General features: G+C 32.7%; 2 protein-coding genes. Both read left to right on the top strand.

Annotated elements, in window-relative coordinates:
• The first annotated feature begins 25 nt into the window (after window positions 1–25).
• Window positions 26–1405 carry an aminotransferase family protein gene (locus ACTJIW_RS14825; RefSeq protein WP_440714797.1) on the top strand — a complete coding sequence of 460 codons (1380 nt, stop codon included), beginning with the start codon at window positions 26–28 and terminating at the stop codon, window positions 1403–1405.
• Window positions 1386–11573 carry an amino acid adenylation domain-containing protein gene (locus ACTJIW_RS14820; RefSeq protein WP_440714798.1) on the top strand — a complete coding sequence of 3396 codons (10188 nt, stop codon included), beginning with the start codon at window positions 1386–1388 and terminating at the stop codon, window positions 11571–11573. The genes ACTJIW_RS14825 and ACTJIW_RS14820 overlap by 20 nt, the downstream gene beginning before the upstream one ends.
• The last annotated feature ends 1 nt before the right edge of the window (window position 11574 follow it).

Below are 11574 nucleotides of genomic sequence, written 5' to 3'. Positions count from 1 at the left end.
TAATTAACCATTAAATAAAAACAATATGATTAAATCCTTAATACAATCTATGGCAGTATGCCCGGATATGAATAAAGTTTACCCTAAAATTGATTACGGTAAAGGTGTATATGTATATGACCAAAATGGTAAAAAATATTTAGATGCATCGTCAGGATCTTCGGCAGTTTCAAATATAGGACACGGGAGAACTGAAATTGCAGATGTAATTCACCAGCAGGTTTCTAAAATATCTGTTTTGCCAACACACGCTTTTAACTCAGATGTAGTCGAAAGTTATTTAGATCGTCTTGTTTCTTTTGCACCAGCAGGATTTAGCAAAGCGTGGACAGTAATGAGCGGGACTGAAGCGGTAGAAAGTGCAGTTAAACTTGCTTTACAATTTCATCAGTTAAGAGGAGATTTCAACCGATACAAAGTAATTTCAAGATGGAATACTTATCATGGAAACTCAGTTTTTATGCTGGATGTAGGAGGAATGAAAATCAGAAGAGAACTTTACAAGCAGTGGCTTAATAATTTCCCTCACATTTCTCCGGCTTACAATTACAGAAGACCGGAAGAATTAAATGAAGATCAGTTTGTTCAAAGTTTACTGGCAGAGTTTGAAACTACAATTATTGAAGAAGGTGCAGAATCAATAGCTGCTTTTGTGGCAGAACCTGTAATCGCCTCAGCAATGGGTGCAGTACCGCCTCCGGCAAATTATTTTGCAGGAATCTCAAGAATATGTAAAAAATACGGAATCCTTTTTATTACAGACGAAATCCTGACAGGTTTTGGAAGAACAGGTAAAAATTTTGGTATGGATAATTATGGTGTTGTACCAGATATTATCGCTGCCGGAAAAGGAATGAGCGGCGGTTATTTTCCTTTATCAGCCGTAATTGCTTCAGCATATGTTACACAGCCTTTTATTGACACAAAAACGCCATTTCTTGGCGGTTACACTTTTGCTTGTAATCCGGTTGGCTGTGCTGTTGGAAATAAAGTAATGGATATTTTAGAAAGAGAAGATGTTATAGGTAATGCTAAGAGAATGGGAGCTTTGTTTCTGGAAAAACTAAAAGCATTATACGAATTCGAAATCGTTGGTGATGTTCGCGGCGAAGGGCTGTTATGCGGTGTTGAAATTGTTCAAAACCAAAGCACAAAAGAGCCATTTCCGGTTTCTATGGGAATTTCAAAAATGCTGGGCGAAAAAGCAATTAAAAAAGGAGTAGTCCTTTATCCAGGAAGAGGTTCTGTAGACGGGGTTCTGGGAGATCATATTCAAATTTCGCCGCCATTGGTAATTAACGAGGAACAATTGGATGAAATTGTAGATGTTTTAAAAGAATGTTTAAAAGAAGTAATGTCTGAAATTAAAAAAACTACCCTGAGTTATGAAAGTATTGAGTCTTAAGAAAGCTAAAACAGAAGAATTTTTAAATAGATTTTTAAACGAAAATCAAAACACTGATTCGAATACATTTTTTAAAGGAGTACATATAAAATCTGAGAGTAAAACAAACTCTCAGATTGAATTAGACCTGGATGTAAATGATGTTGCCAGAATTCAGGAAATCTGTAATGGATCAGATATATTGATGTATAATTTTTATTCTTGTACTTTAAGTATTCTGCTTCAAAAGTATGAAGAGACATCTATTTTTATTTCACGTTTGTCTCAATTTGAGGATTATATAGAAAATGACCATGAATTTTTTGTTCTGCGTCATCAATTAGATAAGAATGAAAATTTTAAAGGTCTTTTTTCAACAGGTAAAATAGCTCTTTTGGAATCAATTGAGAATAGTTTTGATCTGGAAATATTTAAAGATTCTTTTTTAAACTTTCAAGACTTCAAAAATAAAATACCATTTGGAATAGCTGTAAATGATACTGACAGCGATATTCTGGATATAGCCGGAACTTTATTTGTTTTTGATTTTAAAAGTAACACGCCTTCATTAAAGATTGTATGTAAAGGAGAAATGATAGATAATGATCTGTTGTATCTTTTTGCAGATAATTTTAATAAACTATTAAGCGAAATACTTCAAAATTTATATGAACCAATAAACAAATTAGAGTTTAGAGGAGATAAAGAACAGCAGCTTTTAAATACAATAAATCTGCCGGAAACTGATTTTTCATTAGATAAAAACATTATCGAACTTCTTGCGGAGCAGTGTAAAAACCAAGCTGAAAAAATTGCCATTTCCTGCAAAGAGCAACACATTACGTATAAAGAATTAGATCAAAAAACAAACAAACTTGCACGTTATATTCAGAATGAATTTTCTGCAGGAAAAGACGACCTTTTTGGTATAATGCTTTCAAGATCCATTAATATGGTAAGCGGTATTCTTTCTGTTTGGAAAACAGGAAGTGCCTACGTGCCGGTTGCTGTAAATCTTGGTGATGATGCTTTGCAGCATATTATCGAAAATTCAAATCTTAAAGCTGTAATTACAGATGACAGCAGCGTTTTGGAACAGCTTAAAAGATTACCTATTGACATTCCTGTTATTGATTTAAAGGCTGTTGAACCTGTTTTAAAAGACCTATCAGATCTTCCGTTAAATGTTACAATCGGGGCAGAAGACCTTGCTTATGTAATTTACACCAGCGGCTCTACTGGAAGACCAAAAGGAGCGATGATTGAACATTATGGAATGTTAAATCATATTCTGTCTAAGGTTACAGAAATGAACATTAATGAAGAAAGTGTTGTAGCACAAAATGCACCGCATACTTTTGATATTTCTGTCTGGCAGTTTTTTGCACCTTTAACAGCAGGAGCAACTAGTGTAATATACGATGAAGAAACTATTCTTGAGATTAACGAATTTGTAAACAGTATAGCAAAAGACAAGGTTACATTACTGGAATTAGTGCCTTCTTATTTATTGGAAATTCTCAATTACCTTGAAAATGAAGATAATGAAATTACGCTTCACCTCGATACACTGATCTTAAATGCTGAAACTTTAACCAAAGCAATGGTTAAAAGATGGCTGGATGCTTACCCGCAGATACCAATTGTAAATACATACGGAGCTACTGAAGTTTCTGATGATATGTCGCATTTTTTCATGCAGGAAGTTCCTCAAAGTTATTCTGTTCCGGTAATGAAACAGCCTATACAAAATTTTGAGGTTCATATTCTTGACGAAAATAGAGAAAGAGTTCCAGTTGGGGTTAAAGGTGAAATCTACCTGGCAGGTCCATGCGTAGGAAGAGGTTACTTTAATGATGAAAAACGCACAAAAGAAGCTTTTTTAAATGGACCAATAGAAGGAATCACAAATCAAAAAAGAATATATAAAACGGGTGACTTAGCAAGATTTATGCCTAACGGAACTATGGAGTTCATTGGCAGAAATGACAATCAGGTTAAAATACTAGGACATAGAATAGAATTAGATGCTATAGAGAATATTATGGCTGAAATTCCAGCTGTTAAAAGTGTTAAAGCGATCGCTGATACAAATAAACAGATGATTGTTTTGTACTACGTATCTGATTCTGAAATTGATAAAAACTTTATGGAAGAACAGCTTTTAAACAAGCTTCCTAAATATATGCTTCCATCTGCTTTTATACATATGTTAAGTTTTCCATTAACTAAAAATGGTAAAATTGATAAAACTAAACTTCCAACTGTCTCATTAGATGATTTAGCGGCAAAGGATTATGCTGCTCCTCAAAATGAAACTCAGGAGAAACTGGCTGTTATCTGGCAGGAAGTTTTAAAAATTGATAAAGTTGGAATAACAGATAACTTTTTTGATTTAGGCGGACACAGTTTGCTGGCTGTCAGAGCAATCAATAGAATAAAAAAGGAATTAGGATTAAACACTTCTGTAAAAGTATTTTTTGAAAATCCTACAATTGAGTCTTTATCTAATCAATTAAAAGAAGAGCAGTATAGTCCAATCGAGAAAGCAGGCTTACAAAGTTCTTATCCATTAACAACATCACAGCATAGACTTTGGGTGCTAAGTCAGGTCGAAGATGCTTCATTGGCACATAATCTATCTATGCCTCTTCAATTTAAAGGAGAATTGAATGCTGTAAAATTGGAAGAATCATTCCGCTTTTTGATCAACAGACATGAAGCGCTGCGTACGTCTTTCAAATTTGATGAAAATGGAGAATTGCGCCAGTTTATAACTCCAATTGATGAATTGGATTTTAATCTTAAGTATATCGATTTAAGTTCTAGTACTGAAAAAGAAACAGCAATACAAGCTTATCTTTCTAAAGAAAATGCAGTTGCTTTTGATTTAGAGAAAGCGCCGCTGGTACGCATTTCATTACTTAAATCAGAAGAAAAAGAATATGTTTTCTTTATGACAATGCATCATATTATAAGTGATGGATGGTCGTCTGTGGTACTATTCAAAGAAATGTTAACCATTTACAATTCTCTTGTTGAAGAAAAAGAAATAAACTTACCAGAATTAAGAATTCAATATAAAGATTATGCAAACTGGTTAAATCAGGAATCACAGCAAGAACATTATAAAAAATCTGAAATGTATTGGCTGGACCAATTTTCAGGATCGCTTCCTGTAATTGAATTGCCAGGTGCTAAGAAACGACCTATAGTGAAAACTTATAATGGGAATTATTTAAATTATCAGTTTTCTAAAGAGTTTACTGAAAAATTAAACGCTTTTTCTCAAAAACAAGATGCCACTTTATTTATGACATTGATGGCAGGAGTCAATGCCTTGTTAAAAAGATATACAGGACAAAATGATATTATTATTGGTTCTCCAATTGCAGGAAGAGATCATTCTGATTTAGAGAATCAAATAGGACTTTATCTAAATACTCTGGCTTTACGAACAAGAATAGGCGAAGGTTTTACTTTCCTGGATTTACTGCGTCATGAAAAACAGTTGATATTAGACGGTTATGAGCATCAAAAATATGCATTTGATGAACTTGTAGATAAACTTGAAATGAAACGCGACAGCAGCAGATCGGCTTTGTTTGATATTGTGGTTGTACTGCAAAACCAGTCAAAACTTAACAATTTTGAGAACGAAAAGTTATCAGGAATTGTAATTGAGGATCAAAAAGTAACGCATACAAAAGCGCAGTTTGATTTGATCTTTGCTTTTATGGAAACTGAGAATTTGTTATTAAGCATTGAGTACAATACAGATATTTATGACAAGCTTTTTATAGAAAATCTATTTATTCATTTTGAGAAACTACTTTTATTATTAATTGATAAGCCTGAAAATGAAATAATGGCTGCTGATTATTTATCTAACAAAGAAAAACAGCAGATTTTAGTTGATTTTAATGATATCGAAGTAGGGTATCCTAAAGAAAAAACCATAGTAGATTTATTTGAAGAACAGGCTGCCAAAACTCCGAATAATACTGCATTAGTTTTTGAAAACACAAAACTTACTTATTCAGAACTTAATAAACAAGCCAATCAGCTTGGGCATTATTTAAGAGAGAAATACAACATTCAGCCAGATGATTTATTAGGCATAAAATTAGACAGAAGCGAAAAATTAATAGTTTCAATTTTAGCTGTTTTAAAATCAGGAGGAGCTTATGTGCCTATTGATCCAAGTTATCCTGAAAGCAGAAAAGAGTATATCGAAAAAGATAGTAATTGTAAAGTTATTATTGATGAAGCTGAATTAGAAAAATTTAGTTCAGAAAAAAATAAATATTCAAAAGCTAATTTAGATCAGTATATAAAATCTAATAATCTTGCTTATGTAATTTATACTTCTGGAACAACGGGTAATCCGAAGGGTTCATTATTAGAACATAAAAACGTTGTGCGATTATTTTTTACAGACAAACCTTTATTTGATTTTAATGAAGATGATGTCTGGACTATGTTTCACTCTTACAGTTTTGATTTTTCTGTTTGGGAAATTTACGGTGCCTTACTTTATGGAGGAAAATTAGTGGTAGTTTCTAAAGAATTAGCTCAAAATACTCCAGGATTTGTAGAATTAATCTACAACGAATCTGTAACTATATTAAATCAGACACCTCTTGCATTTTATAATTTTATAGAGTGCGAAAAAGTCTGCCCAAAAAGAGATTTAAAACTTAGATATATAATTTTTGGCGGTGAGGCTTTAAATCCGGCAATGCTTTCCAGCTGGCACAATAAATATCCTGATGCTAAATTGATAAACATGTATGGTATTACAGAAACTACTGTGCATGTAACTTACAAAGAAATAGGAAAAAAAGAAATTGATTTAGGACAGTCAAATATTGGTAAACCAATACCAACACTAAGCTGTTTAATTCTGGATGAATTTAAAAATATAGTTCCGGCAGGAGTTATTGGCGAAATGTATATTGGCGGTTCAGGTTTAGCAAGAGGATATCTAAATCGCCCGGAACTTACTGCTGAAAGATTTATAGTAAATCCGTTTAACCCAGAAGAAAGACTTTATAAAACTGGAGATCTTGGCAGATGGCAGACAGATGGAAATATTGAATACATAGGCAGAATCGATAATCAGGTAAAAATTAGAGGCCATCGTATAGAATTGGGCGAAATAGAAGCTGTTTTATTGGGATATTCAAGCGATATCAGACAGTTTGTAGTAGATACCTGCGAATTAAATGGAGATAAAATTTTAGTTGCCTATTATGTTTCAGATACTGAAGTAGATAAAGCATCACTTCGCAGCTATATCCAGCAGCAGCTGCCAGAGTATATGGTTCCAAATTTCTTTGTAGCTATGGATGCCATTCCTTTAACCGGAAATGGTAAAGTTGATAGAAAATTACTTCCTGGAGTTATTGAAAGTGATTTAATTAAAACTGAATATACAGCGCCAAGAAATGAAGAAGAAAAAGCATTAGTAGAAGTCTGGACAGAAGTTTTAAAGTATGAAAAAATTGGAGTAAAAGACAACTTTTATAATCTGGGAGGTGATTCTATTAAATCTATCCTGATTATTTCTAAATTAAAACAACGCGGTTATGTATTGAAGATTGATAATATATTACGAAATCCAGTATTAGAAGATCTGGCTCGATTTGTTGTAACAATTACAAATAATATCGAGCAAATCGAAACAACAGGTAAAGTTGAATTAACGCCAATTCAGCATTACTTTTTTGAAACCGAAACCATACCAAACAAAAATCATTACAATCAGTCAGTACTGTTAAAAAGTAAAGAAGAGCTGGAACCATCTGTACTAGAGCGTTCAATTGCTTCTTTAGTAAAACATCATGATGCTTTGCGAATGGTTTATAAACAAACAAATACGAGCTGGGAACAGTTTAATGAAGATGCTTCAGATGTTCATTATAAAATTAATTTTTATGATTTAAGAGAAGAATCAGATCAATTATCTGCTTTAAACAAACTAGGAAATGAGCTTCAGTCTTCATTTGATATCAGCTCAGGAGTTTTGGTTCATGTGGGGCATTTTAGAATGTCTGACGGAGACAGACTGGCTTTAATAATTCAGCATTTAGTTGTCGATGGCGTATCATGGCGTATTTTGTTAGAAGATTTATCAAATCTGTATGATTCTTATAAGTCAGACAGCGAAGTTAAATTACCATCAAAAACAGATTCATTTCAGCGCTGGGCATCCTTGCAGAAAGATTTTGCAAAGAGCAGAGAGATGCAGTTACAAAGAAAATATTGGGAAGAAATCAGTAAAGAACAAGTACCAGTATTATCTACAGACTATGATCAAGAATCTGAAACAGTTAGTATAGATACAAAAAAAGGTTTTGTATTAGATCGATTAATAACAGAAAAACTGCAGACACAGGTTCATAATGTATACAATACAGAAATAAATGATATCCTTTTAACGGGACTAGGTCAGGCGATACAAGAAGTTTTTGATGTTAGCAAGACTGCAGTAAAAATGGAAGGTCATGGCCGTGAAGAAATTATTGATGGAGTAGATATTGGTCGTACGGTTGGCTGGTTTACAAGTATTTACCCATTTGTTTTAAATGTGTCAGGAAATAATGCATTGGTTTCTGTTAAAGAATCATTGCGTAAAATTCCAAATAAAGGGATAGGTTATGGTATTTTAAATTATCTGGATGCGCCTTTTGAATCTTCTTTACTTCCAAGTGTTCAATTCAACTACCTTGGAGATTTTGGTTCAAATTCCGGAGAGTCTGATAATGAAACCATATTTGAATTTGCAGGAGAGAGCATTGGTTCATCTATAGATATTAAAAATAGCCAAAGTACTATTTTATTAGATGTTTCAGGAATGATGGTAGCAGGTGAACTGAATATTAATATTGGGTACTCTGCAAAAAAATATTCACAAGAAACAATAGACAGACTTACAGATGCTTATCAAAATAAACTTGTAAAGCTTATAACAGAACTTTCACAAACGAAAGAATCTCAGCTTACACCTTCGGATTTGACTTATAGTAATTTGTCTTATGAAGAATTAGTACAGCTAAATAAAGACAATAACATTGAAGATGTTTACGAGTTATCTCCGTTGCAGCAAGGTTTATACTATCATTGGTTAGTAGACAAAACCAGTCCAATGTATTTTGAGCAGATGTCTTACAGCTTAAATGCAAAAGGATTATCTATTGAATCTGTTAGAAAAGCTTTTAATGAACTAATCTCAAGATACTCAGTTTTAAGAACAGCTTTTGTCAATAATCTTGCAGAATTGCCATTGCAGGTTGTTTATAAATCTGCAGAAGGTCATTTCTCACACGAAAAAGTTGTAAAAAATGATAATGAGACTATTGAAAATTTCATAGAAAGAAGGAAAAAAGAAGACAGAGCATCTGGATTTAATTTTGAAGAACCTTCACTAATGAGATTGAAAGTTTTGGAGCTCGAAGACGATCATTTCGTATTCATCTGGAGTCACCACCATATTTTGATGGATGGCTGGTGTATGAGTATTTTGATTAATGATTTTGGAAATATTATAGATGCCATTTCATCTAATAAGTCGATAGATCAGCCTAAACCTGTAAAATATTCAGAGTACATAAAATGGCTGTCAAAAGTAGATAAAGAAGAATCATTAAACTACTGGAAAAATTATTTAGACGGATTGGAAACAATCATAGATATTCCGTTTAAGAAAAAACAGCCGCTAAAATTCGAAGTTAAACATTTTAATTTTGATATAAATGGAGAACTCTATCAAAGAATCAGTCAGTTATGTCAGGAGATTGGCATAACAGTTAACACTTTCGTTCAAGGAGTCTGGGGCTATTTATTATCAAGATATAATAATACACAAGATGTTGTTTTTGGGTCTGTAGTTTCTGGTCGTCCGGGAGAATTATCCGGAGTCGAAGAAATCGTTGGACTATTTATAAATACAATACCGGTAAGATTGAAATATACTAATAATGATACTCCAAAAGCATTGTTAAAACAACTTCAATCAGAAGCTATAAAAAGTGTCTCACATCATTACATGAATTTGTCTGATGTTCAGTCTCAAAGTATTTTAGGAGTAGAACTGATTAAAAATTTAATGGTTTTTGAAAACTATTTTGTTCAGGAAACTGCAGCTGATACTTCTGAAGAACATCAAGATAGACAAAGCATAAATGTAGAAGAAGTAAAAACCTTTGAACAAACAAATTATGACTTTACGATTATTGTAAATCCATCAAATTCTGAATTAAAGATAGATTTCAGCTATAATTCAGAAGTCTTTGAAAAAGAAGCGATAAAAAATATTTCGCAGCATTTTATCAATATAGTAGAACAATTCAGTAAAGAGGATGATGTAAAATTAGGTGATGTAGTCTATTTAACAGAAGATGAAAAACACAAGATATTAGTAGATTTCAATGATACTGAATCAGCATTTCCAAAAGATAAAACAGTAATTGAATTGTTTGAGGAACAAGTTAAAAAAGCTCCTGATAACATTGCAGTATCTTTTGAAGATTGTATTCTGACTTATCGTGAATTAGATAATCTGACAGATAAAATGGCCGGGTTTTTAACAGCTCACTCAGCTATTAAAAAAGGAGATCTGGCGGCAATTAAACTAGAAAGAAGCGAATATCTGATTGTATCAATTTTAGCAGTCTTAAAAATAGGCGCGGCTTATGTTCCTTTAGATGTCAATTATCCTGAAAATAGAATAAATACTATTGTCGAAGAAACAAAAGCCAAAGTATTAATAGATCAGCAAATTATAAACGATTTTAATTTAAACAAAGAAAATTTATCGGCAGTCAAATTAAATATTGACAGATCTAGTGATGATTTAGCTTATGTAATTTATACATCAGGATCTACAGGTACACCAAAAGGAGTAATGATATCAAACAAAAGTCTGGTTAATTTATGTTTTTGGCATACTAAGACATATGAAGTCAATGCTCAGAGCCGAGGTACATTGTATGCAGGAGTTGCTTTTGATGCATCAGTTTGGGAAATCTTCCCTTATTTAATCTCTGGTGCTTCATTGTATCCTATTCAGGATGATGAGACAAGATTTCAAATAGAAAATCTGGTTTCTTTCTTAAAAACAAATAAGATTACCCATTCTTACATTCCTTCAAAAATTTGTCAGGATATAATAGAAGAAAATGTATCAGGGTTAGAGACCAAATTACTAACAGGCGGGGAAGCTTTAGTTTATTCAAAAGAAAGCAATCTGAAAATCTATAATAATTACGGACCTACAGAAAATACAGTAGTGGCTACTTATTATGATTGTCAGTCGAAAACAGATAAAAATGTTCCTATTGGAAAACCAATATCAAATGTCCAGGTTTATATATTAAACGATAAACTTAACATGCAGCCTGTTGGCGTAATAGGAGAGTTATGTATTTCGGGAGAAAGCCTTTCTAATGGATATTTGAATAATGAAGAGCTTACAAACGAAAAATTCATTGAAAATCCATTTAAATCTGGTCAAAAAATTTATAAAACAGGCGATTTGGCACGCTGGTTACCAGACGGGAATATTGAATTTATGGGAAGAATAGATGGTCAGGTAAAAATTCGAGGCTACAGAATAGAATTAGGAGAAATCGAAAAACAGCTGTTATCTCAGGAAGGAATTAAACATTCTGTAGTTCTTGTTAAAGAAATTAAAGGTGAAAAATGTTTAGTGGCTTATTATGTTTCAGATTATGAGCTTGATAAGAAGATTTTGACCGAAAATCTAAGCAAAATGCTGCCAAATTACATGATACCTGCCTACTATGTACAATTAGATGTTATCCCTTTAACAACAAACGATAAAGTAGATAGAAAAGCTCTTCCGGATGTAGATGATACTGATTTAATCAGAGAAGAATATAAAGCTCCTGATACCGAAGAAGAGTTTAAACTTATTGAAGTCTGGAAACGAGTTCTGGATATAGACAAAATAGGAGTAAACGACAACTTTTTTGCTCTGGGCGGTAACAGTATTAAAGCAATGATGATTATTGGAGGAATTAACAAAACGCTGGGCGTAAAGATAAACTTAGAAACATTCTTTTTAAACCCTACTGTAAAAGCCCTGGCATTAGAAATATCAAACAAAGCCTGGTACGAGTATCAATTGAGTGAAGAGAATATATCAGACAAGATAGTTATTTAAT

It is taken from the genome of Flavobacterium sp. 22659 (assembly GCF_052044235.1).
Classification (GTDB): Bacteria; Bacteroidota; Bacteroidia; order Flavobacteriales; family Flavobacteriaceae; genus Flavobacterium; species Flavobacterium johnsoniae.
The sequence above is the reverse complement of the archived record's forward strand: the minus strand, read 5'-3'. Positions and strand labels throughout refer to the sequence as shown.